Here is a 24,353-nt window from a genome sequence, read left to right as displayed (position 1 = left end):
CGGACACCCGACCCGGGCGGCGTCTTCCCGGACCGCCGCCCCGGAAAACGGGCTTCGGGGGCCATGCCTTCGGGGCTCGCGCGGAACCGGCCGGAGTGCGCACGGGCCGCGGCCTGCCGTACGCCCTCCGGCCGCCCCGGGCCCTCCCGGCCCGGCCCCTCAGCCTCACCGGCACGAGGCCCGGGCCTGGCCCCTCCAGCCTCGCCGGCGCGAGGCCCGGGCCCGGCCCCTCCAGCCTCATCGGCGCGAGGCCCGGGCCCGGCCCCTCCAGCCTCACCGGCGTTTGAGGCGCGGGGTCTGGGGCGGAGCCCCAGGGGACCCCGGCTCCGCCGGGCAGGGGGGGGCGCCCCCCCCCCCCGCCCCCCCCCCCCCCCCCCGGGGGGCGGCCCCCCCCCCCCCCCCCCCCCCCCCCCCGCGGGGCGCCCCCCCCCCCCCCCCCCCCGCCCCCCCCCCGCCCCCCGCCGCGCGGCCCCCCCGCCGCCGCGCCGGGGCGGGCCGCGGGCCCGCCCCCCCCCCCCCCCCCGGAACCCCGGCTCCGCCGGGCACCGGGCTCCGCCCGGACCCGCGCCTCAAACGCCGGCGAGGCTGAAATGGCCGGACCCAGGCGAGGCTGAACCGGCCGCCCCCGTAAGACCGCGTCAGCGAACCCGTCAGGGACGAGACGAAGGGACGTCATGCTCGACCACCTGATCAAGGGAGCCACCGTCGTGGACGGGACCGGCGCCCCCGCGTTCATCGCCGACGTCGGGACGAGGGACGGCCGGATCGCCGTCATCGCCCCGCCGGGGACCGTCACGGAGGAGGCCCGGACCGTCGAGGACGCCACCGGGCTCGTCCTGACCCCCGGGTTCATCGACCCGCACACGCACTACGACGCCCAACTGTTCTGGGACCCGTACGCCACGCCCTCCATGAACCACGGCGTCACCACCGTCGCCGGCGGCAACTGTGGTTTCACGCTCGCTCCGCTCCACCCCGACCGGCCCGAGGACGCCGACTACACTCGGCGCATGATGAGCAAGGTCGAGGGGATGGCCCTCAAGGCCCTCGAGGAGGGCGTCGACTGGACCTGGTCCTCGTTCGGTGAGTACCTCGACGCCCTGGAGGGCCGGATAGCCGTCAACGCCGGTTTCATGGTGGGGCATTGCGCGCTGCGCCGGTACGTGATGGGTGAGGACGCCGTCGGCGGACAGCCCACGCCGGAGCAGATGCGGGAGATGCTCGACCTGTTCCACGACGCGATGAACGCGGGCGCCTGGGGCCTGTCCACCACCCAGTCCTCCACGCACTCCGACGGCGCCGGCTCCCCGGTGGCCTCCCGCCACGCGAAACCGGAAGAGCTGCTCGCGCTCTCCCGCGCGGTCTCCGAACACGAGGGCACCCAGCTCGAAGCGATCGTCGCGGGCTGCCTCGACCAGTTCTCCGACGAGGAGATCGACCTGTTCGTCGAGATGAGCGTCGCCGCCGGCCGGCCCTTGAACTGGAACGTCCTCACCGTCGACGCGTCCGTCCCCGAGCGCGTCCCGCGCCAGTTGATCCCCGGCGAGCGCGCCCGCAAGGCGGGTGGCCGGATCGTCGCGCTCACCATGCCGATCCTGACCCCCATGAACATGTCGCTCGGCACGTTCTGCGCGCTGAACCTCATCCCCGGCTGGGGCGAGGTCCTCGCCCTGCCCGTCCCCGAGCGGATCGCGAGGCTGCGCGACGCCGACGTGCGCGCCGAGATGCTGCGCCGCGCGGACAGCAGGGAGGCGGGCGTCTTCCGGCGGCTCGCCGACTTCGGGCGCTACGTCATCGGCGACACGTACAGCGAGGAGAACGAGGGCCTCTCGGGCCGGGTCGTCGGCGACATCGCCGCCGAACGGGGCCAGGACGCCTTCCACTGCCTGGTGGAGATCTGCGCCAATGACGACCTGCGCACCGTCCTGTGGCCGATGCCCACCGACAACGACCCGGCGAGCTGGGCCCTGCGCCAGGAGACCTGGCAGCACGAGGACGTCATGCTGGGCGGCTCCGACGCGGGCGCCCACCTGGACCGGATGTGCGGCGCCCCGTACACGACCCGTTTCCTCGGGGACTGCCTGCGCGGCCGCCGGCTCCTGCCGCTGGAACAGGCCGTACGGATGCTCACCGACGACCCGGCCCGGCTGTTCGGGCTGCGCGAGCGCGGCCGGATCACCGAGGGGTTCCACGCGGACCTGGTGCTCTTCGACCCCGAGCGGATCGAGGCCGGGCCGGCGACGCTCGTGCACGATCTGCCCGGGGACAGCCCGCGGTTGGACGCGCGGGCGATCGGGATCGTGTCCGTGCGCGTCAACGGCGTGGAGACCATCCGCGACGACGAGGTGACCGGCGCGATCCCCGGCATCGTGCTGCGTTCCGGCCGGGACACGAGGACGGTGAGCACCCGATGACCTCCGCCGGGCCGCAGCGGCTGTACATCGGGGGCGAGTGGGTCGAACCGGCCGCCGGCCACTACGAGGTGGTCAACCCGGCCGACGAGTCCGTCGTCGGTTTCGCCCCGGAGGCCACCCGCGCCCAGGTCGAGGAGGCGGCGCGCGCGGCGGCGGAGGCCTTCGAGGGCTGGTCGCGGACGACGCCCGAGGCGCGGGCCGCGATCCTCGACCGGGCCGCCGACGTCATGCAGCGCGAGTACGAGCCGTGGGCGGAGCTGGCCCGCGCCGAGACGGGCGCACCCACCGGCATCGCGCGCGGCATGCAGGTCGGGGTGGGCGTGGCCCGCTTCCGGCGGTACGCGAAGGGCGCCCTGGAGCCGGTGGAACGCGGCCTGCCGCCGCAGGTCACCGATGCCGGCCCGATGGGTCGGGCGAGCATCCTGGGCGCGCTGGAGGCGCGCCGGCCGGTCGGCGTGGTCACCTGCGTCACCTCGTACAACAACCCGTGGGCGAACCCGGCGGGCAAGGTGGCCCCGGCGCTCGCCATGGGCAACACGGTCGTGGTCAAACCGGCCCCGCAGGACCCGCTGTCGGTGTTCCGGATGGCCGAGGCCCTGCACGAGGCCGGGGTCCCGGCGGGCGTGGTGAACGTGGTGTGCGGCACCTCGGTCGAGGTCGGCGAGGCGGCCGTCGACTCCCGCCACGTGGACATGGTGTCCTTCACCGGCTCCACGGCCGTCGGGCAGCGCATCGCCGAGGTGTGCGGCCGGACGATGAAGCGGCAGTTGATGGAGCTGGGCGGCAAGGGCGCGGCGATCGTGCTGGAGGACGCCGACCTCGACGCGGCGGTGGCGGGCATCGGCACCACCTTCTCCTTCTACTCCGGTCAGATCTGCACCGCCCCGACCCGGGTGATCGTCCACCGGTCGGTGTACGAGCCGCTGGTGGAGAAGCTGACCGGCTACCTGGCGTTCATGAAGGTCGGCGACCCGGGCGAGCGCGGCACCGTGGTCGGCCCGGTGATCTCGGCGGCGCACCGCGACCGCGTGGAGTCGTACGTCGAGCTGGGCAGGAAGGAGGGCGCGCGGATCGCGTACGGCGGCGAACGCCCGGTCGTCGGGGCGGGCCGGGGCTTCTACGTCGCGCCGACGCTCCTGGTGGACTGCACGAACGACATGCGGGTGGTCCGGGAGGAGATCTTCGGGCCGGTCGTGGTGGTCGTCCCCTTCGACGGCGGCGAGGACGAGGCCGTGGCCCTGGCCAACGACAGCGACTTCGGACTGCTCTCCTACGTGTGGTCCGGGGACTCGGCGCGGGCCTTCCGGATCGCGGGGCGGCTGCGCGCGGGCGGCGTCGGCATCAACACCATCGGCCGGAACATGGAGGCCCCGTTCGGCGGCTTCAAGCGGTCGGGGGTGGGCCGGGACGTCGGCTCGTACGCCCTGCACGCCTACAGCGAGATCCAGTCGATCGTCTGGCCGGGCTGAGGGTCGAACCGGCGGCGGGGTCGGGCCGAGGACCGGTGGCCCGGCGCGGCCCGGCGCGGCCCGGCCCGGCCCGGCGCGGCGCGGCCGGGGGCCCGGCCGCGCCGCCGGTCCTACCCGCGCTCCGGCCAGGGGTAGCCGAGCCGCTCGGCGTGCTCCCGGCTGCCGCCCAGGACCTCGGCCCAGGACTTCGGGTCCGTCGAGGCCAACCGGTCCAGCACGGCGGCGGCCTGCTCCTCGATCGGGGTCCCAGCGGGCGGGATCCGCCACCCGAACTGGAGCCAGGGCCCCTCCGGGTCACGGTTCCCGGCCGCCAGACCGGGCCAGTACGTGAAGGACACCACCACGGTGTCGGGCTCGTCCCAGGCCGTGCCGACCCAGCCCCGCAGGGCGTCCCAGCGGGTCAGCAGATCGGGGCGGTCCCGCAAGCCGTCCGCGATCAGCTTCGCCGCGCTGCGGGCCGGCCAGGACCAGGGGCGGTCCCGGTCGGCGCGCTCCAGCTCGGCGTCGTAGGCGGCGGCGTCGAAGCGGTACTCCGGTGGGGTCGGTCCGACCGCCCCGCGCCAGTCGCCCCACACCACCTCGTCGCCCTCGCGGCGGATGGTCACGTACAGCGCCCCGCAGCAGCCCTCGGTGCAGTACGCCTCGGCGAGCCGCACCTCCCGGGGCTCGGCGCCGGCCCGCAACAGTCCGGTGTCGAGGAGCCGTTCCGGGCTCTCTCCCAGTCCCTTCCCGAACAGGGCGGGCACCAGCGGGCGGCCGTCGACCAGGATCCGGGTCTCGACGCCGCCCCGGTCACCGGGGTCCTCGGCGACCACCTCGATCCTCAGCCGCTCCCCGTCCGGCGGGACGCGGAACGGCTGCCGCCCGGTCCGCGCCGTCCAGTCGGCGCGCCGGCGTTCGGCGGGGTCGTCGAGCACGCCGTCGGGGGTCGGGGCGGCCGGCAGCCGCCCCAGCGCGTCCAACAGCGCCTCGCGCCGGCCGGGCCGCCAGCCGAGCAGCGCGGCGGGACCGCTGTGCAGGTCGAGGGCGATCGACAGGAGCACCGCCCGGTACGCGGGGGTGGGCTCCGGCAGGTCGGCGTGCCCGATCAGCGTCTCGTACGTTTCCATGGCCGGTCCGTAGTCGAGGATCTCGGCCCGGACGTCGTGCTGGTCCGCCATCCGGCGCAGCAGCCCGGCGGCCCGCAGGAGCAGCGCCGGGTCACGCGGATGCGCCCGGAGCAGCCGGTGGAGGTCGGCGGCCTCCGCCATCCGCCGGGCGTATCCCATCGTCCGGAAGTCGGGCGGCAGCCCGGTCAGGGCGGCGAGCGTGGCCTGGTCGTCGCCCGCCTCCACGGCGTCGAGCAGCGGGTCCAACGCGGCGTCCCGGAGACGGGTGCGCAACATCAGCAGGGCGGCGGCCTTCCGGTCCAGGCGGTCGAGCGCGGCGACGACCGGCCGCTCGAAGCCCCGGAGCGTTCCGAGGACCGTGAGCCAGGGCACGTCCTCCGGTTCGCCGAGGCGGCTCAGCAGCCCCAGGCCGACCTGGACGGCGGCCGGAGTGGTGCCGGTGCGGACCAATCGTCGGCCGGTCCGCCGGGCGGCGGCCTCGTCGGTCAGGGGCAGCCGAAGGACGCAGGCGCGAACGGTGCGGTGGGGCATGACGAGCGAGCGGACCCGCAGATGGACGGCGGCCGCGGCCCGGACCGGGTCGGGGTCGGCCAGCGTGTCGGCGAGGGCGGAGGCGACTTCCCCCTGCGCCTCGCGCAGGGTCAGTTGTGGCCGGTCGGGCTCCGGCGGACCGTCGGGCAGCGGGTAGCCGCGCGCGGGGACCCGGGCGTCCGGCTCGATGCCGCGGCGGAAGAGCGCGTAGTCGTGCAGGGAGGTGTCGTTCGCGCAGGACGCGTACGAAGTCGCCTGGGGCGCGCGCGTCTTGGGGGGAGAGGGCCGGGAGGTGGGCGCGGTGCGCTCCTCGGGGGCGCTCAACGGGCGGGGTGGTGCTCGATTCCGTGAGTCATGGGCCCGAGCCTGCCGGCCGGGTGCGGGGGACGTCCAGTGAGAATGCGGCCTCGCCGCGGACCCGGCCGTTGACCTGGAGCTGCACCAGGTGTTCCCCGGGGTGGTAGCGGCGGGTGGTGATCGGTTTGAAGGAGTGCCGCTTCGTCCCGGTGAGGGTCTCGCCGGGGGCGAGGCGGCGGGTGGTGAGCTTGAAGACCTTGGGGGTGCGGGTCCCGTTGGCCTTGACGTGGTGGATCACGTAGTCGACGACCAGTTCGGCGGGCAGTTCGCCGGTGTGGGTGAGCGCGTACGAGAAGACGAGGTGCTCGCCGACGGCGACGCGCGGGGTGCTCACCAGCGGCCCGTCGACGGTGACCGGGACGTCGGGGGAGTGGCCCAGCAGGGTCAGCGTCTCGGGGTGGCCGGCCTTGATCAGGGTGCGCAGCCCGTGCCGGACGACGCGATCCGTCGTGGTGTCGGCGTCGGCGCGCCACTTCGCGGCGATCTCCACGGCGAGCCCGGGGTGGTCCCGGCTGATGTCGTTGAGGTGGTTGGACACGGAGCGGCGTACGTACTCGGACGGGTCGCGGTGGAGGGCGTCGAGCACGGGCACGGCGGGGCGCGGGTCGGCGATGAAGGCGGGCAGCCGGGACGCCCACGGCAGCCGGGGCCGGGTGCCCTCGCTCGCGAGCCGTCTGACGTGCGGGTCCGGGTCGGCGGTCCAGTCGCGGATCACCGTCAGGGCGCGGTCGGGATCGGCCCGCAGGAAGGGGCGTACGGCGGATTCGGCGGTCAGTCGGGGCGTGAGGTCGCGCAGGAGCGCGAGCCCCGGTTCGAACGCCGTCAGCCCGCGGACGGCGATGGCCTCGTTGACGGGGAAGGTCATCCAGCCGGTGAAGTCGGGGTCCTCCATGGCGGTGCGCAGTACGGCCTCGAAGGCGGGCCAGTCCTCGGGCAGGTCGGCGAGGACGGCGTCGCGGACGGCGGCGACGCGTGCGCTGAAGCCGAGTCCGTCGAGGGATGCGGCGCGGGTGGTGAGGGCTCGGGAGCGGGGTGTGCGGGCCGCGCGGGCGAGCAGACCGGCCAGGTTACTGACGGTATCCGCGCTGAGGAGCTCGTCGGCTGTGGGCATGGGGCCAGTCTGGTGGACGGCGCCCCGGGATTGGGGGCCCGAAAAATTGCGCGGGAAAGTTTTGAAAGGGGCAAAACGGGCAAGGCTGCGGTTTCCGCATTCCGGAAGGTCCACCCCCGTGCCTTCCGAAACGTGAATAGATGCCTGAGTGAACCTTGTATTGCCAGAGTGTGAACTGTCTCGGCCTCAAGATTCCAAGGAAATTAGCCCCGTGCGGTAACGGACCTCGGTCCTCCGGATGAGGAAACCGCAGCATCTAACGTCCCTACCCATGACACAGCTGGACGTTCGGCCTCGGGTCGGAGACACGGTAAGCGGCGTCGCCGAGGGCGACGTTCGTGGCAAGGGCCTCGGGAAAGGGTCCGTCGGACTGGTGGGAAGCGCCGTCATCGGCATCTCCACCGTCGCCCCCGTCTACTGCCTGACCTCGACCCTCGGCTCCACCGCCGGGGAAGTCGGCGTCCAGATGCCGGCGGTGTTCCTGGCCGGCTTCCTCCCGATGCTCCTGGTCGCCTTCGCGTACCGCGAGCTGAACAAGGCCATGCCGGACTGCGGCACCTCGTTCACCTGGACCGTGAAGGCCTTCGGCCCGCGGATCGGCTGGATGTGCGGCTGGGGCCTGGTGATCGCCACGATCATCGTCCTGTCCAACCTGGCCGGCGTCGCCACCTCCTACTTCTGGCTGCTGGCAGGCGAGATCACGAACAACCCGTCGATCTCCGCGCTGGACGACAACAAACTCGTCCACATCGCCACCTGCCTCACCCTCATCGCCACGGCGACCGCCATCAGCTACCGCGGCATGACGGCCACCAAGGGCGTCCAGTACGCGCTGGTCGGCCTCCAACTCGCCGTCCTCGCCATCTTCGTCGCCATGGCCTTCCAGAAGGCGTCCGCCGGCTCCTTCGACACCGGCCTCGACTTCTCCTGGCAGTGGATGAACCCCTTCGCGGTCGAGTCCATGGCCGCCTTCACCGCCGGACTCTCGCTCTCGATCTTCATGTACTGGGGCTGGGACGCCTGTCTCGCCACCAACGAGGAGACCACCGGCTCCGCCAAGACCCCGGGCCGCGCCTCGCTCATCGCGATGATCGTCCTCGTCGGCTCGTACCTGGCCACCGGCATCGCCGCCCAGATGGCCGTCGGCTCCGGCACCTCCGGCCTCGGCCTCGGAAACCCGGACACCTCCGACAACGTCTTCGCCGCCCTCGCCGGCCCCGTCATGGGCCCGATGCTCGGCATCCTGCTCTTCGTCGCCGTCCTGGCCTCCGCCACCGCGTCCCTGCAGACCACCTTCATCCCGGTCGCCCGCACGGTCCTCGCGATGTCCACGTACGAGGCGCTGCCGCCCTCCTACGCCAAGGTCCACCCCCGGTTCAAGACCCCCGGCCGCGCCACCGTCATGGCGGGCGTCGCCACCGGCGTCTTCTACACCGTGATGACCCTCGTCAGCGAGAACGTCCTGACCGACACGATCTTCGCGCTCGGCCTGATGATCTGCTTCTACTACTCGCTGACGGCCTTCGCCTGCGCCTGGTACTTCCGCAAGGAACTGCGCAACTCGGCCCGCGACCTGTTCTTCAAGGGCGTCTTCCCGGTCCTCGGCGGCCTGCTCCTCGCCACCGTCTTCCTCAAGACCCTCATCGACATGTGGAACCCGTCCTACGGCTCCGGCTCCACGGTCCTCGGCGTCGGAAGCGTCTTCATCATCGGTGTCGGCCTGCTGGCCCTCGGCCTGGTCGTCATGTTCGTCACCGAACGCCGCAGCCCCGCCTTCTTCCGCGGCCAGGTCCTCACCAAGTCCACGCCGGCCCTGGTGGTCGAGGACTGACCCCGGCGGGCCCCGCGCCCCGCCCCCCCCCCCCCCCGCCACGCCGCCGTGTCATCCCCCGGGGCCCCGGATCGTTCCCCACGATCCGGGGCCCTCGGCGTCCGCCGGGTCGCCGGAAGCGGCGAGTCGGCTGTGACCGAGGCCGAGCGGAGTCGTTGTTCCGGCCATGAAGAAGACCATGAAGCGCAACCTCGCCGCCCTGGTTCTTTCCGGCGGCGCCGCCCTCGCCCTCACCCCGGCCGTCGCGCACGCCGACGGACCGGTCGTCCGGGGGGACACCCCGATCACCGAGCGGGTGGTGGAGATCGCCGACCACCCCGCGCAGACCGTCACCGACGCCAAGACGGCGGTCAACGCCACCGCCTCGGCGGCCGGCAGCGCCACCAAGGCCACCGACGCCTCCCTCTCCGGCGCCGGCACGGCCCTGACCGCCGGCCTGCCGAAGGCCCCCGGCATCGGCTGACCCCCGACCGCGCGCCCGCCGGCGCCAGAGAGCGATCGCGTTCCGTTCCACCCCGCGGACCTGGCGTTTCCCGCCGCACCCCGACCGCGTCCACCGGGGGGCGCCGCCGCCCGGACCCGACCCCGGGTGCTCGCCGAAGGCCCGGCCGACGCCGGGGTGGCGAAAGGGTTGGTGTGCGCGGCCGGCGGAACCGGGTAACGTCTTTGTCGGGTTCTTCCAGACGCCGATGCGCGAGTGACAGCGTGATGGGCCCCGGTTGACGTCCTTCGACGTCACCGCCCGTCCGCACCGATGGATCCGTCGATCACTTCGCATCTTCACCGGGAGAACCCGTGACCGTGAGCAAGAACATCAACAACCCCGTGGGCCAGGGTGGCGGCCAGCGCAAGCGGCAGTCCCGCGCCGAACGGCAGAACAACGGCCCGCACCGCAACCTCGACCGCCGGAGCGCGGCCGACCAGAAGGCGGAGCTGGTGCGCAAGATGCGCGAGAAGGCGGGCGTGACCGAGGGCGCCGCGCAGGCGGGCGACGACACCGCACAGAGCTGACGCACCGCCGCCGCACGGCGGCGCCGCACGGGACAGGGCCCGGACCGCGACGCGCGGTCCGGGCCCTGTCGCGGGTCCGAGGCTCCGCGGCCGTACCGGGCGCGGCCGGTTCTGTGCCGCTCTCGGGGCGTGAGGCCGCCGAAGCCTCAGCCCCAGGTACGGGAGCAGAGCACCAGGCGGTAGCCGTCGGGGTCGGCGACCGTGACGCCGTACTCGTCCCAGTAGGGGTTGTGGGAGGAGACGCGGGTGCCCCCGTGCTCGATCAGGCGCTGGATGAAGGCCGGCTCGGGCTCCCGGCCGAGGTAGACGACGAACAGGTCGTCGACCGTCGGGGACGGCGCGATCGGGTTCTCCGGGTCGTGCGTCAGCTCGAAGTGCCAGCCGCCCCCGGTGGGCCCGACCATCACCAGATCGTGCTCCCCCGACACGTGACCGCTGGTGCGCCACAGCACGTCCAGACCGAGCCCGTCCACGTAGAACCGCTCGGCGGCCTCCAGGTCGAGCGAGGGGCGGGCGACGCGAACGTGGGTGCGTGAATCGATCATGCGGGGCAGGGTACGCCGCCGCGCGCCGGGCAGCCGGGTCGCGGGCGGCGATCCGTCAGATGGGCGGATGGGCGGATGGGCGGGGCCGGGGGCCGTCAGGAGTGTCCGGCCCGGGGCGGTCAGGAGCCCACGCGCGCGCCGGTGACCTTCGCCGTGAACGCGTCGAGGTTCCCGAGCGCCCGCTCGATCCGCTCCTCCAGGCTCAGGGTCTCCACGTAGGCCCCCGTCGCCCGCTTGGACCGACGCTTGCCCCGCAGGTACAGCGAGCAGGCCAGATCGGCGCACAGGTAGATGCCGACGGTGTTGCCCTCCCGGCCGCGGGCCCCGGCGAGGGGAGCGGACAGCAGCGCCACGTCGGAGGAGGCGTGCCCGGTCAGGCAGACCATGCAGATGCTGGACTTCAGGGCACTGGTGCCGTTCGAGGCGGGCACGCGCAGGGTGATGCCCACGGGCACGCCGTCGGGGCCGGTCCGCACGAGGTGGGCGCGCAGCGGGGCACCCGGGTCCACCCAGCCGAGGAAGTCCAGGTCCTGCCAGGGCAGGTCGCCGAAGTCCAGCGGCAGCCGGAGGCGGGAGGCCTCGCCCTTCGTGCAGTTCACGAAGGAGCCACGGATCTGTTTCTCGGTGAGCGGGTCCATGCGGGGGACGATACGCCGATATGCGTGCCTACTGCATGTGCTTTGTCCCGCGCTGCCGCCCGTCGGATCCCGCGCCCGGCGGGCCGATCATGTGAAGTGACGGTGAAAAGCAGGTGCGGGCGGTCGGGGGCCCGCCCTAGCGTGAGGCGGTGAGCAGCGACTATCCATTCGCCGACGGGCACAATCTCGTCTGGGACCTGACCGGCTTCGGGCCGGACGAGGAGATGGTCGAGTCCTGCGCGCTCTCACGGGAACAGTTCCTGGTGGTCCGGCACCTGTTCGTGCTGGGCGACGATCCGTGGATGGTCGCGGGGGAGTACCGGGTGGTGCCCGGGATCTGGCCCCACCTGCGGCGCATCGTCCCGGGGCTCGGTTTCCAGCGCGACGCGGACTACTTCCTCGGCGCCCGTCAGGCCCTGCCTGACGGGCGTTTTTGGCGTCCGGCGATCGGCGTGACCGCGCCGGGACCGATACCCCCGCCGTGACGGGGTCCGTCAGCCGGTGACGCCGCCGAGGAACGCCGTCCACACGGCGGGCGCGACGGCCAGCTCGGGGCCGGCGGTGACCTTGGAGTCCCGGACGTGCACGGTGTCGGCGCAGGCGGCGACCTCGACGCAGTCGTCGCCCTCGCTGCCGCTGTAGGTGGACTTGTGCCAGGAGAGGGCGACCTCGACGCAGCTGTCGCCCTCGCTGCCGCTGTAGCTGCTCTTGAACCACCGCAACTCGGAGTCGTTCACAGAGAACCTCGCATTCGCATCAACAGGTCCGCGCTGTCAGCCGGATTGAGGGCCTGGATGCGAAGTTTGGCATACCGCTGGTGGAGGACGCTGACGGCTTTGGGGTCGGTGATCACATGGCCCGTCTTCTGTCCCTCGCTGTACCCCAGCCACTCGTGTTCCCAGGTTTCGAGGAGCCGGAAGGGCCCGTCGGCGCCCGCGTGCACCGGCTGGACGAGCGGCATGATCTGGATGTCCACGTTCGGCAGCAGCGAGCATTCCAGCAGGTGGTCGATCAGCTCGCGGGTGACCTCCTTCCCACCCGTCCGCCGTTCGATCAGGCTCTGCTCGACGATGAAGCTGAACATGATGTACGGGGTGCGCAGCAGCAGTTTCTGCCGTTCCGACCGCGCCACCATCCGCGCCTCCAGGTCCCCCGCGGTGGGCAGTGGCGGGACGGTCTCGAAGAGGGCCCGCGCATAGGGCTCGGGTTGCAACAGGCCGGGGACGGCCCGGCATTCGTACGTGTTGAGCGCGATCGCACCGTCCTCGTGCTCCGCCCACCGCCGGAACCACGACGCCAGCCCCCGCCTGCGCTGCAACTGCTTCGCCGCGAGCCGGATGACGCCGAAGGCGTCCAGTACCTCTTCCGCCTTCTCCACGAACTTCGTGGACGGGTGGCGGCGGCCCTGTTCCACCGAGCCGATGTACTGCACCGAGTAGCGGATCAGGGGGTGCAGTTGTTCCTGCGTCAGTCCGGCGCGTTTGCGGAAGGCCTTGACCGTCTCGCCGAAGTGGCGCAGATCGCCGTCCGGCTCGGGACCGCTTTCACCGTTGTCGTCGACACTCGCCATGGAGGTCACCTCCTGACGATCAGGTTCACGGTAGGTGACCACGCCTGTCCAGCGCGTGGACTCGTACAGATGAAAAGTAGCGGTCGGATTGCTGTGAACCGCCGTGCCCGAACGGGACGTTGATTGCATGACCGCACCCGCCGGACCCGCCGGCCACCTCGTACGTGTGTTCACTCAGCGTTTCAGCTCGACCCCTCGCGGCGCCCGCCTCGGCCGCCGGTTCGCCCTGCTGACGCTGCACGACTGGGGCATCCCCCACCGCTCCGAACTGTCGGACGACGCCGCGCTGCTCGTCGCCGAGCTCGCCGCGAACGCGGTCGTCCACGGCCGGGTCCCCGGGCGGGACTTCGAGCTGCGGATGGTGATGTGGGAGAGCGTGCTCCGCATCGAGGTGTCCGACGCGCGGGCCGGCGCCCGGCCGGCGGTGAGCCCGTACGTGCACCATGCGGAGGGCGGTCACGGCCTGCGGCTCGTCGAGGCCGTCGCGCACGACTGGGGGGTCGTGTCGAGGACGGTCGGCAAGACGGTGTGGGCGGAACTCGTCACGCCGACATCCGCCGCCCCCTGATGCGTTCGACTAATTCGTTCGACACGGGGTTCCCGCCGTACGACACTGCCCGCGATGACACGACGAACCGATACGCCCCCCGCCTGGGACGAGCGTACGCAACTGACCACCTTCCTCGACTACGCCCGCGACACGGCCCGCGCCAAGTGCGAGGGGCTCTCCGCGGAGGACGCCCGCAAGGCGCCGCTCCCCGGCTCGCCCCTGATGACGGCCTGCGGACTGATCGGCCACATCCGGTGGGTCGAATACCACTGGATCCAGGTCGTGTTCCTCGGCGAGGAGGTCGTCGGACCCTTCGCCGAGCTGACCGAGGAGGACCCCGACCCCGAGATGCGGCAGTCGCTCGACGTCCCGCTGCCCCGCCTCCTCGCCGAGTACGAGGAGCAGAGCGCCCGCTACCGCGCCCTGCTCGCCGAGCACGACCTGAACGCGAAGGCGGTCCGCACCATCCGGGACGGCCGTCACGTGGACCTCCGCTGGATCCTCCTCCACCTCATCGAGGAGACCTCCCGCCACAACGGTCACCTCGACATCATCCGCGAACTCCTCGACGGCCAGACCGGAGTCTGAGTCGTCCTTTCGCATCCCGCCGGTCACGTCCCGCGGCTAGGGTTGAGCGCGGGGCGCGCCGTTGGCCGGCGTGTCAAGGGAGCTTCCCGGCGGGGGAATTGATGCGGGGTACCAGAAGGCGGCGGCAGCGCGGCGGCATGGGCTGGATCATCACCGGCCTGCTCCTCCTGATGGGGTACCTGGGGCGCGAGACCGCAGCCGGACTGTTACCGGACCTGTTCAAGGCCGGCTTCGGTGACAAGCCCCTACAGGTGGCGATCGGTGTCCTGGTCGCCTTTGTCGTCGCGGGGTGCGCGATGTACATCCCGTACCGGCGTTCCCGAACGGAGGCCGGTGACGAGGCGTCGGAAGTCACCGCGGTGGCACTGGAGCGAGCCAGGAACGTGCTTCTGCACCGGGTGGACCAGATGTGGACCCGCGACCTGGACCACCGGTGGAACGACATCGTCCGGATTGAACTGGGGCTGGAGGACTCGCCCGCGGCCGTCGACGATCCGTGGGCCTCGGCAGCTCTTGTCACGCGGTCCGGTACGCCGCTCCCCCCGGGAACCACGATCAGCGCCATGTACGAGCGTCACGGTTCACAGTTGCTCGTCCTGGGCGCCCCCGGCGCAGGCAAGACGATCCACATGCTGGAGCTGACCCGGGCGTTGGTCGAACGTGCGAAGGCGGAAAGCGGCGCGCCCGTCCCGGTGTTCCTCCTGCTGACGAACTGGCGTGGGGAACGGATGGTGGACTGGATCGAGGAAGAGCTTCGACGCCGCTACCGGGTTCCGTCGGAGGTCGCCGGGAGCCTGTTGTCCCAGGGTGCGATCGATGTGATTCTCGACGGCCTGGACGAAGTGGATCCGAGCCGGCACGCACGCTGCGTCACCGAACTCAACACGTTCCTCTCCGCCGACGGACTCCCCCAGTGCGGCATCGCCATCTCGTGCAGGACCCTCGAATATGACGTTCTGCCCCAGCGGTTGACCGTCAACGGCGCGATTGCGGTCCAGCCGCTCCCGGTGGCCGTCGTCCACGCCTTTCTGAACGATGCCGGCCCGCAACTCGACGGATTGCGCGGCGTCGCCGCCGTGGATCCGGAACTGACCCGTTTGCTCACGACACCGCTCATGCTCGGCATCGCGGCCGTGGCCTACTCGGGGGTGGACGGGAGCGCCGTGCTCAGCATCGGTTCACTCGGTGAGCGTCGGGCGCTCGTCTACGACGCCTTCCTGGAAAAAATGGTCACGCGGGACCGGACCCTGAGCGGACGGAACGGCGCCACCCGGTACGACGTGGACGAGGTCTCCCGGCGGCTGATGCGGATGGCAGCAGACATGGCACAGTTCCACGCGACGGTGATCTACCCGAGGGATCCGATGCGGATGGCCCTGCAAGCGCCCAGCCACGTGCTGAGGGAAATGTATGGCGGCACCGCCCTCGGTTACGGGGCCTTCCCGCTGGTGGCTTTGGTGAGATGGTTGACCTACACCAGATGGTCTCCGTACGCGGCGGTTTGGCGCGTCTTCGGCGCCACCTTCGCGAGGTCGCTCCCTTACGTGAGGCCGGACTTCATCGCCTTCTGTAGTGAGCGGGCCCTTCTGCGTCGTTCGGGTGACGGATTGGCCTTCATCCACAAGACTTTCCAGGATCACCTGGCAGAGAGGTTCGCCCACCGCGACCGGCCAGGCTCCGGGTCCGGCACACAGGGCCCGGCCCCGTCCCGGAGCGGGGCCACGGGCTGACGGCCCGGCCGCGCCCTACGGCTTCGGCGGAAGCTTCGGCAGGTCCGTCGGGAGGTCGGTCGGCAGGGCGGTCGGGAAGCGGTCCGCCGCGTACCGGTCGAAGGTCTCCGTCGCGCCGCCGGCCCAGGCGACCTTCAGCTTCTTGGCGTCCACGGACTCCACCCGCCCCTTCGTCCGCTTGCCGGCCGCCGGGCACGCCAGGTCGATGGTCGCGCCGGTGGCGGAGCCCTCGCAGACGATGCCGGTCGCGGACTCCGACAGGAAGGCCGACTTGCCGTTGACGGTGAAGACGACGCCCATGCCCGGGGTCGCGGACGCGATCCAGGCGCCGTCCAGGCTGCCGGCCGCCGAGTCCTTGCCCGTGCCCCCGGCGGCGGATCCGGCCGCCGGGCCCGAGGGTGAGGCCGCCGGGGAGCCGGAGGCCGCCGGGGTGCCGGAGGCGGCGGGGGAGCCCGATGCGGACGCCGGGGGCTTCGCCTGCTCCCGCTTCGCGTCGTCGCCCTTGTCGGCACCGCCGCCACAGCCGGTGAGCGTGAGCGCGAGGGCGGCCGTCGCGCCGGCGGCGACGAGGCGGACGCGCTGGTTGGTGTGCATGAGTGATCCCCCGGTGGACGCGACCCGATCGGTCGAACGCGTCAACGTACCAGGGGTCCCCCGCCCCTTCGCCGGGAAGGCGGGCCGGTCCCGGTCACGGTGGGCCGGTCAGAGGTACGGGGCGAACTCGTCCAGGGTGCGGAGCACTTCGGCCTCGCCCGCCGACGGGAGTTGCAGCACCACCTCCTCGATCCCGAGGCTCTCGTAGTACGCGAGCTTGCCCGCGTTCGGGCGGACCGCGTACGGGACCACCTGGAGGTCCTTCGGGTCGCGCCCCGCGTCCTCCCAGACCTGCCGCAGCACCGGAACGGACTCGCCCAGGCCGCCGCCGCCGATCGGGAGCCAGCCGTCCGAGTGGTCGGCGATGGCCGCGAACAGCTTCGGGCCGGCCGCGCCGCCGATCAGGGTGCGGGGGCCGTGGAGCGTGCGCCCGGAGCCGAGGTCACGCGCGGGCCGCACCGGCTTCGGGTACGCCCGGCTGGCCTGGACGGAGCCGAACACGCCCTCGTACGCGGTGGGTTCCGGAGCCCAGAGGGCCCGCATCAGCGCCATCCGGTCCCGGACCAGTTCGCGCCGCCCGGACCACTCGACTCCGTGGTCGGCGGCCTCCTCGACGTTCCAGCCGTAGCCGATCCCGAGCGTGAACCGGCCGCCGCACAGGTGGTCCAGCGTCGCGACCTGCTTCGCGAGGGCGATCGGGTCGTGCTGGGTCACCAGGGTGATGCCGGTGCCGAGGTCGAGGCGCTCCGTCACGGCCGACGCCTGACCGAGGGCCACGAACGGGTCGAGGGTGCGCCCGTACTCCTCCGGGAGGTCCCCGCCCATGGGCGCCGGCGTGGCCCGACTCACCGGGATGTGGGTGTGTTCGGGCAGGTAGAGCCCGGAGAACCCGCGCTCCTCCAAGGCGCGGGCGAGGCCCGTGGGGGAGACGGTGAGATCGGTGAGGAAAATGGTGGCGGCGATCCGCATGGCCGAGGCACCTCCGAGACGTGGGGCGGCCAACGTACGGGGTTCGGCGTACGGACGGCAGAGGTTCGACACGGGTTCGACACGGTGGGTTCGACACGACGGGGTGACGACATGGGCGACATGAACGACACGGGGACGATCACGGTCCCGGAGCGACTGCAGGGCTATCCGGGCGTGGCCTTCGGCGGCTACGTGGCAGGGCTGCTGGCCGGCCGGACGGCACCCGGGGCGACGGCCGTACGCGTGGACTTCCGCAGGCCCGTGCCGACCGGGACGCCGGCCTGGCCGACCCCGGACCCGGAGGGCGGCACGGCCCTGCTGGACGCCGACGGGGTGGTGCTGGCCCGCGCGACCCGGGCCGCCCTGCCGCCGACCGGGGACGTACCGCCGGCACCCTCGCGGGAGGAGGCGGAGAAGGCCGCCGACGCCTTCCGGGCCCACCCGCCGGAAGGGCAGGCCGACTGCTTCGGATGCGGGCTGGGCCGCACCCCCGCCACCGGACTGCGCCTGCACTGCGGGCGGGTGCCCGGCCGGGACCTGGTCGCCGCCGCGTGGACCCCGGGGCCCGAACTCGCCGCACCGGACGGGACGTTGCCGCCCGAGCTGGTGTGGGGCGCGCTGGACTGCCCCGGCAACGCGGCGGGCCGCCTCCTCGCGCACCGGCCGGCCGGCGCGGTCACGGCGGCCCTGACGGCCCGCCTGCTGCGGCCCGTACCGGTCGGGGGCGCGGGCCTGATCTCGTACGCCTGGCTGCTCGGCGGCGAGGGCCGCAAGTACACGGCGGGCACCGCGCTGACCACGGCCGACGGTGAACTGTGCGCGGTGGCCGAGGCCCTGTGGATCGAGCCGCGCCCCCGGACCTGACGGGGCGCGGGGGCCGGGTCCGCGCCGGCCCGGCTGCGCCGCCGGCCCGGCTGCGCCGGCGGTCCGGTCAGCCGCGCGGGTAGCGGGCCAGCCAGCCGGGAGCCGAGACCGAGGGCCCGTGCAGGGCGGGCCCCTGCGTCATCTCCAGGGCGAAGTCGTCGGAGAGTTCCAGCATCGTGGACCGCCCCTCCAGATCGGCCAACCAGGCCGCCGGCAGGGCGGTCTCCCCGTGCAGGGCGCCCAACAGCGCACCGCACAGGGCGCCGGTGGCGGTGGAGTCCCCGCCGTGGTTGACGGCGAGCCGCAGCCCGTGCGGGACGTCCTCGGCCACCAGTGCGCAGTACACGGCCACGGCCAGCGCGTCCTCCGCGTCGCGGCCGTCGCCCGGGGACAGCGACTCGACCACCTTGGGGTCGGGTTCGCCCTGGGCGGCGGCCGAGACGGCCCGCCGGAGGGCGTCCGTGACCGGCTGATGCTGGGCGCGGGCGCCCAACAGGACCAGGGCCCGCCGGATCGCGGCGTCGAGGGACTCGCCCCGGGTCAACCCGTGGACGATCACCGCGAGGGCCCCGGCCGACAGGAACGCGGTCGGGTGCCCGTGGCTCTGCGTCGCGCACTCCACGGCGAGTTGCAGCACGAGCGCCGGCTCCCAGCCGACCAGCAGCCCGAAGGGGGCCGAGCGGACGGTGGCCGCCGCGTCCCGGGCGGTGGGGTTCTTCGGCTGTTCCAGGGTGCCGAGCGTCTCGTCGGCGAAGCCGGTCATGCACGCCCGGTCCGGGCCCCGCCGGGCGTACAGCCACTCCTCCTGCGCGAGCCAGCCGTTGTCCTTGCGCCGCTCGTCGGGGCCCCAGTCGTGCTGGGTCGCCGCCCAGCGCAGCTAGGCCCGGTGGACGTCGGTCGGCGGGTGCCAGCCGCCGGTGTCCCGGCGCACGTGGGCCCGTATCAGACCGTCCACGGTGAACAGCGTGAGCTGGGTGGACGCGGTGACCGTGCCCCGCCGGCCGTGGGCGGGGGCGAGTTCGGTCAGCCCCGCCAGGCCGTACGCCTCACGGATGCCGTCGAGGGAGAGGCCGGCGACGGGCGCGCCGAGCGCGTCCCCGATGGCGGCGCCGAGCAGGGTGCCGCGCACCCGACTGCGGAAGTCCTGCTGCTCGACCCGACCCCAGAGGGCGGGGCGCACGTTCGCGGGCACCTGGTCCGGGAGCTCCGCCTGCGCCTGCGGGGCCTGTGCCCGCGCCTCCCGCGCCTCCTGTGTGGCGGGAGCGTCCGTGATGGCGGACGCGGGCGTGGTCGGCGCCGCTTCCTCCACCTCCACCGACGTCGCCCCCGACGTCGCCCCCGACGTCGCCACCCCGTTCGTACCGGCTGTTCCCGTGCCGGCCGCGGTCGCGGTCGTCATCGTGTCCATGTCGTCCCCCCAAGCTCTGGCGCGCACTGTAGTGGACAGGTTCGGTCGAATCCGGAAGGAGTAAGTCACGCCGCCCATAAGTGGCCGGAGAACGGCCGGAATATGAATGGTTCCGGACAGGATCTCGCCGGATGAGACAATCGTGGCACGTTTTGCCACTGGCCTCGGACCCGGTCGTTTTCGGCCACACCGTGTTCACCCGGCGTTGTCCGCGGGCCCACAGCCTCGACGACATGAAGAAGGCACTCCTCGCCGCGACCGTCGTCGCCACCACGCTCACCGCCTCCCTGGTCGCGGCCCCCGCCGCCACCGCCGCGGCCTGGGACTCCCCCCGGGACGGCCGGCACCAGAACCGTTCCGCCATCCCCTTCACCGAGGCCTCCGTCACCGCCGGCGCCGACGGCGCGTTCACTCTCCGGTGGAACGCCCCCGGCACCGGACGCGTCGAGATCCGGGCGAACGGCAAGGTCGTCGCCAAGGGCGGCTCCCGAGGCCGGGCCGTGGTCACCGGACTGCCCGCCGCCGACCGCCAGTGGTTCGACTTCAAGCCGCAGCACGGCCAGGGCCTGCGCCTCGCCGACCGCCTCGTGCGACTGGAGGGAACGGCCAACTTCCGCGACGCCGGCGGCTACCGCACCACCGACGGCCAGTGGGTCAAGATGGGCGAGATCTACCGCTCCGACGCCCTGGCCAAGCTCACCGACAACGACCTCGCCAAGCTCCGCCGGCTGGGCGTGCGAACGGTCTTCGACCTGCGCACGACCGACGAGCGCACCAAGGACGTCGACCGCGTCCCGGCCGGCGCGACGTACGTCGTCGCCGACGTCTTCGCCGGCTCCGGCTCCTTCCAGGCCCTGCCGAAGACCCCCGAGGAAGCCGTCAAGGCGATGATCGACGCCGAGAAGAGCATGGTGTCCGGCGAGGGCGGCAGGAAGGCGTACGGCCGGGTCTTCCAGGGCATCGGCACCGACCGCGCCCGCGCCGTCCTCTTCCACTGCACCGCCGGCAAGGACCGCACCGGCTGGTCCAACGCCGCCCTGCTCACCGCCCTCGGCGTCCCGCGCGAGACCGTGCTGGCCGACTACCTGGCCAGCAACGACTACCGCAAGGCCGCCAACGACGCGGTCCTCTCACACCTGCCGCCCCAGCAGGCCGCCGTCTACAAGCCCCTGCTCGACGTGCGCCCCGAGTACCTCAACGCCGGCTACGACGAGGTCGAGGCCGCGTACGGATCCTTCGACCGCTACCTCGACAAGGGCCTCGGCATCGACCGCCGCGAACTGAGGGAACTCCGCGAGGACCTCCTCGTCGGCTGAACCCCGGACCTCCTCGTCGGCTGAACCCCGGACCTCCGCGTCGGCTGAACCCCGCACCCCGCCCGGCGGCGCCGCCGGGCACCGGGGCCCGACCCGGATCGATCCCGGTCGGGCCCCGCGCCGCGTCGTCGTCCCCGCGCGCCCCCTACCGTCCCCGCTCCGGCCCTACTCCGCGATCGGCAGCAGCTCCGGCAGATGCCCGTCCGAGGCCCCCGCCGCCCGCTGCCGCTCCTCGGGCACCTCCCCGTACAGCGTCGTACGGGCCTTCGCCGGCCGCCCGGCCGCCTCCGCGACCGCGATCAGGTCCCGCACCGACTTGTACGAGCCGTAACTCGACCCCGCCATGCGCGAGATGGTCTCCTCCATCAGCGTCCCGCCCAGGTCGTTCGCACCCGACCGGAGCATCTCCGCCGCACCCTCCGCGCCCAGCTTCACCCAGCTCGTCTGGATGTTGGTGATGTGCGGATGCAGCAGCAACCGGGCCATCGCCGTCACCGCCCGGTTGTCGCGGACCGTCGGACCCGGCCGGGCGATCCCCGCCAGGTACACGGGCGCGTTGGTGTGGATGAACGGGAGCGTCACGAACTCCGTGAACCCCTCCACGCCCTTGGCCACCGCGTCCCGCTGGATCCGGGCCAGCGTGCGGAAGTGCCCCAACCAGTGCCGCGGCTGGTCCACGTGCCCGTACATCATCGTCGACGAGGACCGGATGCCCAGCTCGTGCGCCGTGGAGACGACGTCGATCCAGTCCGCCGTCGGCAGCTTGCCCTTGGTGAGCACCCAGCGGACCTCGTCGTCCAGGATCTCCGCCGCCGTCCCCGGAATGGAGTCCAGCCCGGCCTCCTTGGCCGCCGTCAGCCAGTCCCGCACCGACATCCCGGTACGGGTGGCGCCGTTGACGACCTCCATCGGCGAGAAGGCGTGCACGTGCATGCCGGGAACCCTCTCCTTCACCGCCCGCGCGATGTCGAAGTACGCCGTCCCGGGCAGGTCCGGATGGATGCCGCCCTGCATGCACACCTCGACCGCGCCCACGTCCCAGGCCTGCGCCGCCCGGTCCGCGACCTGGTCCAGCGAGAGCGTGTACGCGTCCGCGTCCGTACGGCGCTGCGCGAACGCGCAGAATCGGCAGCCGGTGTAACAGACGTTGGTGAAGTTGATGTTCCGCGTGACGATGTACGTGACCTCGTCGCCCACCACCGACTTGCGCAGGTCGTCCGCGATCCGACACAGCGCGTCCAACGCCGGGCCGTCCGCGTGCAACAGGGCGAGGGCCTGCTCGTCGGTCAGCGCCGTCGGATCGTCCGCCGCCCGGGCGAGGGCCGCCCGGACGTCCGTGTCGATCCGCTCCGGGACCATTCCGGGCGCCGCGGCCTCCCGCAGGGCGTCCCAGTCCCCGTAGACGTGATCGAAGTCCTCGCGCCGATCGCCCGTCCGCCCCTCGGTGTCGATGGCGGTGTGCAGGTCCGTGCGTCCGTACGCGGCGAAACCCTCGTCGGGCTCCTGCCACGGCCGGCCCTCGACGGCGGCCGTCTCGTCCGCCAGCCCCGTCCCCGCGTCCGCCAACGCCCGCACGTGCGGCAGCAACCGGGGATCGAGCCACGGCTCCCCGCGCTCCAGGAACTCCGGATAGATCGTGAGGCGCTCGCGCAGCTCGAAGCCGGCGGCGGCCGTCCGCGCGGCCAACTCCTCGATGTGCGGCCAGGGGCGCTCGGGGTTCACGTGGTCGGGCGTCAGCGGCGACACCCCGCCCCAGTCGTCGATGCCCGCGCCGATCAGCAGCGCGTACTCCTCGTCGACCAGGTTCGGCGGGGCCTGGATGCGGGCCGACGGACCGAGCAGGTGCCGGGCCACCGCGATCGCGGCCGCCAGCTCCTCCAACTCCGCGTCCGGCATCCCGCGCATGGCCGTGTCCGGCTTCGCCCGGAAGTTCTGGACGATCACTTCCTGGATGCCGTGGTAGCTGCGCTGGATCCGCCGCAGCTCGAAGAACGCGTCGGCGCGCTCCTCGTAGGTCTCCCCGATGCCGATCAGCACCCCGGTGGTGAACGGGACGTTGGAACGCCCCGCGTCCTCCAGCACCCGCAGTCGGACCGCCGGCTCCTTGTCCGGGGAACCGTGGTGCGGGCCGCCGGGCTCGGACCACAGACGGGTCGCGGTGGTCTCCAGCATCATCCCCATCGACGGCGCGACGGGCTTCAGCCGCTGGAGCTCGGACCACGACAGCACACCCGGATTGAGGTGCGGGAGCAGACCCGTCTCCTCCAGGACCCGGATCGCCATCGCCCGCACATAGGCGAGGGTGTCGTCGTAGCCGTGCGCGTCCAGCCACTCACGCGCCTCGGGCCAGCGGTCCTCGGGCCGGTCCCCGAGGGTGAACAGGGCCTCCTTGCAGCCCATCGCGGCGCCCTTGCGCGCGATGTCGAGGACCTCGTCGGGCGAGAGGTACATCCCGTGACCGTCCCGGCGGAGCTTCCCGGGCACCGTGACGAACGTGCAGTAGTGGCACTTGTCGCGACACAGGCGGGTGAGGGGGATGAACACCTTGCGCGAGTACGTGATGACACCGGGCCGCCCGGCGGCTTCGAGCCCGGAGTCCCGCACCCGCGCGGCGGAGGCGGCGAGGTCCTTCAGGGACTCGCCGCGCGCCTGGAGGAGCACGGCCGCCTCGGTCGCGTCGAGCGCGACGCCGTCGCGGGCCCGCCGGAGCGCGCGGCGCATCGCGTTGTCGGTCGGAGCGTCACTCGGAGTGGTCATGGCCCGAGCATACGATCCACCGATCCGGCGGTGGAGGGGGTCATCGCATCAGCTCACCGGCGTTGACCAGCAGGGACTGGCCGGTTATCGCCCGTGCCCGGTCCGATGCCAGGAATGCGGCGGCGTCCGCGACGTCCCCGTCCGTCGCGAGATCGGGCAGCGCCATCCGCTCGGTGAGCCGGGCCCGCACCTCCTCCTCGGGCACCCCCTCGCCGTGCGCGGTGAACGTGACGAACGCCTGCACCGGCGGCCCCCACATCCAGCCCGGCAGCACGGTGTTGACCCGGATCCGGGCCGGCCCGAGCTCCCGGGCCATCGAATACATGGCGGAGGTCAGCGCCCCCTTGGAAGCCGCGTACGCGGCCTGCTGCACCTGCGAGGGACTCGCCACCGCCGACTGGGTCCCGATGATCACGACGGAGCCGCCGGCCCGCTTCAGCGCGGGCAGGGCGGCCCGCGTCATGCGCAGGGTGCCCAACAGGTTCACGTCGAGGATCTGCTGCCAGGTCCCGAAGTCGGCGTCCTCCAGGCCGCCGAAGTACGAGTCCCAGGCCGCCACGTGCACCACCGCGTCCACCCCGCCGAACCGCTCCTCGGCGAGGGCCACCAGAGCCTCGCAACGGGCCTCGTCGGTGATGTCGGTCGGCAGGTACGCGGTGTGCGCCCCGTCCGGGTCGATCTCGGCGGCGGACTTGACCAGGTTCGCCTCGGTTCGCGCCCCCAGTACGGCGTTCCCGCCGTCCCGCACCACGGTGGCGGCCACCTGGTGCCCCAGCCCGGCCCCGACCCCCGACACGATGACGGTCTTCCCTCGCAGCAGCATGGCGTGCCCTCCAGGCCGGTGATGCCGGCTCAGCAGATCTGACGGGGCGTCAGGGTAGGTGGTCGGGGCGGGGATGGGAAGGGCGGGGCGGCGCCCCGGCCGCGGGGCCGGGAGCAGTCCGGGAGCAGTCGGCGCCGGTGCTTCGCGCCGCGCCTGCCATCGCAACCG

General features: G+C 72.9%; 21 protein-coding genes and 1 pseudogene. 11 read left to right on the top strand and 11 right to left on the bottom strand.

The features are described 5' to 3' along the window. The first annotated feature begins 674 nt into the window (after positions 1 to 674). Both ACFYW3_RS12960 and ACFYW3_RS12955 read left to right on the top strand, forming a co-directional pair. Positions 675 to 2,414 (top strand): amidohydrolase family protein, encoded by a 1,740-nt coding sequence (locus tag ACFYW3_RS12960; RefSeq protein WP_389386236.1) that lies wholly within the window; start codon positions 675 to 677, stop codon positions 2,412 to 2,414. After that, a complete protein-coding gene (locus tag ACFYW3_RS12955) occupies positions 2,411 to 3,883 on the top strand; it encodes an aldehyde dehydrogenase family protein (protein ID WP_389386235.1) in 1,473 nt (490 codons plus the stop codon). Before ACFYW3_RS12960 ends, ACFYW3_RS12955 begins: the two co-directional genes overlap by 4 nt. 110 nt (positions 3,884 to 3,993) lie before the next feature. Here ACFYW3_RS12955 and ACFYW3_RS12950 read toward each other — a convergent pair whose 3' ends face one another. Together ACFYW3_RS12950 and ACFYW3_RS12945 are read right to left on the bottom strand one after the other, a co-directional pair. Continuing rightward, the gene (locus ACFYW3_RS12950) at positions 3,994 to 5,847 is read right to left on the bottom strand and encodes a hypothetical protein (protein WP_389386234.1); all 1,854 of its coding nucleotides are present in this window, start codon (positions 5,845 to 5,847) and stop codon (positions 3,994 to 3,996) included. Between the two features lie 28 nt (positions 5,848 to 5,875). Next, entirely contained in the window at positions 5,876 to 6,991 is a 1,116-nt protein-coding gene (locus tag ACFYW3_RS12945; protein ID WP_389386233.1) for a DNA alkylation repair protein, read from the bottom strand. Between the two features lie 271 nt (positions 6,992 to 7,262). Between ACFYW3_RS12945 and ACFYW3_RS12940 the strand changes: the two genes are divergently transcribed. The 3 genes from ACFYW3_RS12940 to ACFYW3_RS12930 all read left to right on the top strand — a co-directional run bounded on the left by ACFYW3_RS12940 (position 7,263) and on the right by ACFYW3_RS12930 (position 9,833). Continuing rightward, positions 7,263 to 8,822 (top strand): APC family permease, encoded by a 1,560-nt coding sequence (locus ACFYW3_RS12940; RefSeq protein ID WP_351385089.1) that lies wholly within the window; start codon positions 7,263 to 7,265, stop codon positions 8,820 to 8,822. A 166-nt stretch (positions 8,823 to 8,988) separates the two neighbouring features. Continuing rightward, positions 8,989 to 9,285, top strand: a complete 297-nt coding sequence (locus ACFYW3_RS12935; protein WP_351752180.1) for a hypothetical protein — start codon at positions 8,989 to 8,991, stop codon at positions 9,283 to 9,285. A 332-nt stretch (positions 9,286 to 9,617) separates the two neighbouring features. Then, entirely contained in the window at positions 9,618 to 9,833 is a 216-nt protein-coding gene (locus ACFYW3_RS12930) for a DUF6243 family protein (RefSeq protein ID WP_351385093.1), read from the top strand. 146 nt (positions 9,834 to 9,979) lie between these two features. Here the strand turns inward: ACFYW3_RS12930 and ACFYW3_RS12925 are convergent, their stop codons facing one another. Together ACFYW3_RS12925 and ACFYW3_RS12920 are read right to left on the bottom strand one after the other, a co-directional pair. Then, a complete protein-coding gene (locus tag ACFYW3_RS12925) occupies positions 9,980 to 10,378 on the bottom strand; it encodes a VOC family protein (RefSeq protein WP_351752178.1) in 399 nt (132 codons plus the stop codon). Between the two features lie 119 nt (positions 10,379 to 10,497). Next, entirely contained in the window at positions 10,498 to 11,016 is a 519-nt protein-coding gene (locus ACFYW3_RS12920) for an FBP domain-containing protein (protein ID WP_351752177.1), read from the bottom strand. A gap of 149 nt (positions 11,017 to 11,165) precedes the next feature. Here ACFYW3_RS12920 and ACFYW3_RS12915 point away from each other — a divergent pair, with 149 nt between their 5' ends. Next, the gene (locus ACFYW3_RS12915; protein WP_351385101.1) at positions 11,166 to 11,501 is read left to right on the top strand and encodes a hypothetical protein; all 336 of its coding nucleotides are present in this window, start codon (positions 11,166 to 11,168) and stop codon (positions 11,499 to 11,501) included. Positions 11,502 to 11,510: 9 nt separating this feature from the next. On the opposite strand, the gene ACFYW3_RS12910 is transcribed toward ACFYW3_RS12915, so the two are convergent. Then, positions 11,511 to 11,753 (bottom strand): DUF397 domain-containing protein, encoded by a 243-nt coding sequence (locus ACFYW3_RS12910; protein WP_351752176.1) that lies wholly within the window; start codon positions 11,751 to 11,753, stop codon positions 11,511 to 11,513. Further along, positions 11,750 to 12,586, bottom strand: coding sequence for a helix-turn-helix transcriptional regulator (locus ACFYW3_RS12905; RefSeq protein WP_351752174.1), 837 nt, complete (start codon positions 12,584 to 12,586; stop codon positions 11,750 to 11,752). The genes ACFYW3_RS12910 and ACFYW3_RS12905 overlap by 4 nt, the downstream gene beginning before the upstream one ends. Before the next feature lie 127 nt (positions 12,587 to 12,713). Between ACFYW3_RS12905 and ACFYW3_RS12900 the strand changes: the two genes are divergently transcribed. From ACFYW3_RS12900 to ACFYW3_RS12890, 3 genes are all read left to right on the top strand, one after another. After that, positions 12,714 to 13,154, top strand: a complete 441-nt coding sequence (locus ACFYW3_RS12900; RefSeq protein WP_389386232.1) for an ATP-binding protein — start codon at positions 12,714 to 12,716, stop codon at positions 13,152 to 13,154. Between the two features lie 54 nt (positions 13,155 to 13,208). After that, a complete protein-coding gene (locus ACFYW3_RS12895; RefSeq protein WP_351752170.1) occupies positions 13,209 to 13,724 on the top strand; it encodes a DinB family protein in 516 nt (171 codons plus the stop codon). A gap of 101 nt (positions 13,725 to 13,825) precedes the next feature. After that, on the top strand, positions 13,826 to 15,454 hold the full coding sequence (locus ACFYW3_RS12890) for an NACHT domain-containing protein (protein ID WP_389386231.1): 1,629 nt from the start codon (positions 13,826 to 13,828) through the stop codon (positions 15,452 to 15,454). 15 nt (positions 15,455 to 15,469) lie between these two features. Here the strand turns inward: ACFYW3_RS12890 and ACFYW3_RS12885 are convergent, their stop codons facing one another. Together ACFYW3_RS12885 and ACFYW3_RS12880 are read right to left on the bottom strand one after the other, a co-directional pair. Further along, entirely contained in the window at positions 15,470 to 16,048 is a 579-nt protein-coding gene (locus tag ACFYW3_RS12885) for a hypothetical protein (protein WP_389386230.1), read from the bottom strand. Between the two features lie 108 nt (positions 16,049 to 16,156). Continuing rightward, on the bottom strand, positions 16,157 to 17,017 hold the full coding sequence (locus ACFYW3_RS12880; RefSeq protein WP_389386229.1) for a TIGR03619 family F420-dependent LLM class oxidoreductase: 861 nt from the start codon (positions 17,015 to 17,017) through the stop codon (positions 16,157 to 16,159). Between the two features lie 111 nt (positions 17,018 to 17,128). Between ACFYW3_RS12880 and ACFYW3_RS12875 the strand changes: the two genes are divergently transcribed. Beyond that, positions 17,129 to 17,881 carry a hypothetical protein gene (locus ACFYW3_RS12875; RefSeq protein WP_389386228.1) on the top strand — a complete coding sequence of 251 codons (753 nt, stop codon included), beginning with the start codon at positions 17,129 to 17,131 and terminating at the stop codon, positions 17,879 to 17,881. A 67-nt stretch (positions 17,882 to 17,948) separates the two neighbouring features. Here ACFYW3_RS12875 and ACFYW3_RS12870 read toward each other — a convergent pair. Further along, positions 17,949 to 19,061: pseudogene (locus tag ACFYW3_RS12870) on the bottom strand (ADP-ribosylglycohydrolase family protein). A gap of 461 nt (positions 19,062 to 19,522) precedes the next feature. Between ACFYW3_RS12870 and ACFYW3_RS12865 the strand changes: the two are divergent. Next, positions 19,523 to 20,605: a tyrosine-protein phosphatase gene (locus ACFYW3_RS12865; protein WP_389386227.1), complete on the top strand. Its 1,083-nt coding sequence runs from the start codon at positions 19,523 to 19,525 to the stop codon at positions 20,603 to 20,605. 165 nt (positions 20,606 to 20,770) lie between these two features. On the opposite strand, the gene ACFYW3_RS12860 is transcribed toward ACFYW3_RS12865, so the two are convergent. Together ACFYW3_RS12860 and ACFYW3_RS12855 are read right to left on the bottom strand one after the other, a co-directional pair. Beyond that, entirely contained in the window at positions 20,771 to 23,362 is a 2,592-nt protein-coding gene (locus ACFYW3_RS12860; RefSeq protein WP_351752160.1) for a bifunctional FO biosynthesis protein CofGH, read from the bottom strand. A 40-nt stretch (positions 23,363 to 23,402) separates the two neighbouring features. Next, entirely contained in the window at positions 23,403 to 24,185 is a 783-nt protein-coding gene (locus ACFYW3_RS12855) for an SDR family oxidoreductase (protein WP_389386226.1), read from the bottom strand. Between the last annotated feature and the right edge of the window lie 168 nt (positions 24,186 to 24,353).

The sequence above is a fragment of the Streptomyces sp. NPDC002602 genome (assembly GCF_042889445.1).
GTDB lineage: Bacteria > Actinomycetota > Actinomycetes > Streptomycetales > Streptomycetaceae > Streptomyces.
Note: the sequence above shows the minus strand (reverse complement) of the source record. Positions and strands in the feature narration are given on the sequence as shown.

Coding starts and splice junctions, on each gene's coding strand:
- ACFYW3_RS12960 (WP_389386236.1), top strand. CDS start 675: ATGCTCGACCACCTGATCAAGGGAGCCACCGTCGTGGACGGGACCGGC.
- ACFYW3_RS12955 (WP_389386235.1), top strand. CDS start 2,411: ATGACCTCCGCCGGGCCGCAGCGGCTGTACATCGGGGGCGAGTGGGTC.
- ACFYW3_RS12945 (WP_389386233.1), bottom strand. CDS start 6,991: ATGCCCACAGCCGACGAGCTCCTCAGCGCGGATACCGTCAGTAACCTG.
- ACFYW3_RS12940 (WP_351385089.1), top strand. CDS start 7,263: ATGACACAGCTGGACGTTCGGCCTCGGGTCGGAGACACGGTAAGCGGC.
- ACFYW3_RS12935 (WP_351752180.1), top strand. CDS start 8,989: ATGAAGAAGACCATGAAGCGCAACCTCGCCGCCCTGGTTCTTTCCGGC.
- ACFYW3_RS12925 (WP_351752178.1), bottom strand. CDS start 10,378: ATGATCGATTCACGCACCCACGTTCGCGTCGCCCGCCCCTCGCTCGAC.
- ACFYW3_RS12920 (WP_351752177.1), bottom strand. CDS start 11,016: ATGGACCCGCTCACCGAGAAACAGATCCGTGGCTCCTTCGTGAACTGC.
- ACFYW3_RS12905 (WP_351752174.1), bottom strand. CDS start 12,586: ATGGCGAGTGTCGACGACAACGGTGAAAGCGGTCCCGAGCCGGACGGC.
- ACFYW3_RS12900 (WP_389386232.1), top strand. CDS start 12,714: ATGACCGCACCCGCCGGACCCGCCGGCCACCTCGTACGTGTGTTCACT.
- ACFYW3_RS12895 (WP_351752170.1), top strand. CDS start 13,209: ATGACACGACGAACCGATACGCCCCCCGCCTGGGACGAGCGTACGCAA.
- ACFYW3_RS12890 (WP_389386231.1), top strand. CDS start 13,826: ATGCGGGGTACCAGAAGGCGGCGGCAGCGCGGCGGCATGGGCTGGATC.
- ACFYW3_RS12885 (WP_389386230.1), bottom strand. CDS start 16,048: ATGCACACCAACCAGCGCGTCCGCCTCGTCGCCGCCGGCGCGACGGCC.
- ACFYW3_RS12880 (WP_389386229.1), bottom strand. CDS start 17,017: ATGCGGATCGCCGCCACCATTTTCCTCACCGATCTCACCGTCTCCCCC.
- ACFYW3_RS12875 (WP_389386228.1), top strand. CDS start 17,129: ATGGGCGACATGAACGACACGGGGACGATCACGGTCCCGGAGCGACTG.
- ACFYW3_RS12865 (WP_389386227.1), top strand. CDS start 19,523: ATGAAGAAGGCACTCCTCGCCGCGACCGTCGTCGCCACCACGCTCACC.
- ACFYW3_RS12860 (WP_351752160.1), bottom strand. CDS start 23,362: ATGACCACTCCGAGTGACGCTCCGACCGACAACGCGATGCGCCGCGCG.
- ACFYW3_RS12855 (WP_389386226.1), bottom strand. CDS start 24,185: ATGCTGCTGCGAGGGAAGACCGTCATCGTGTCGGGGGTCGGGGCCGGG.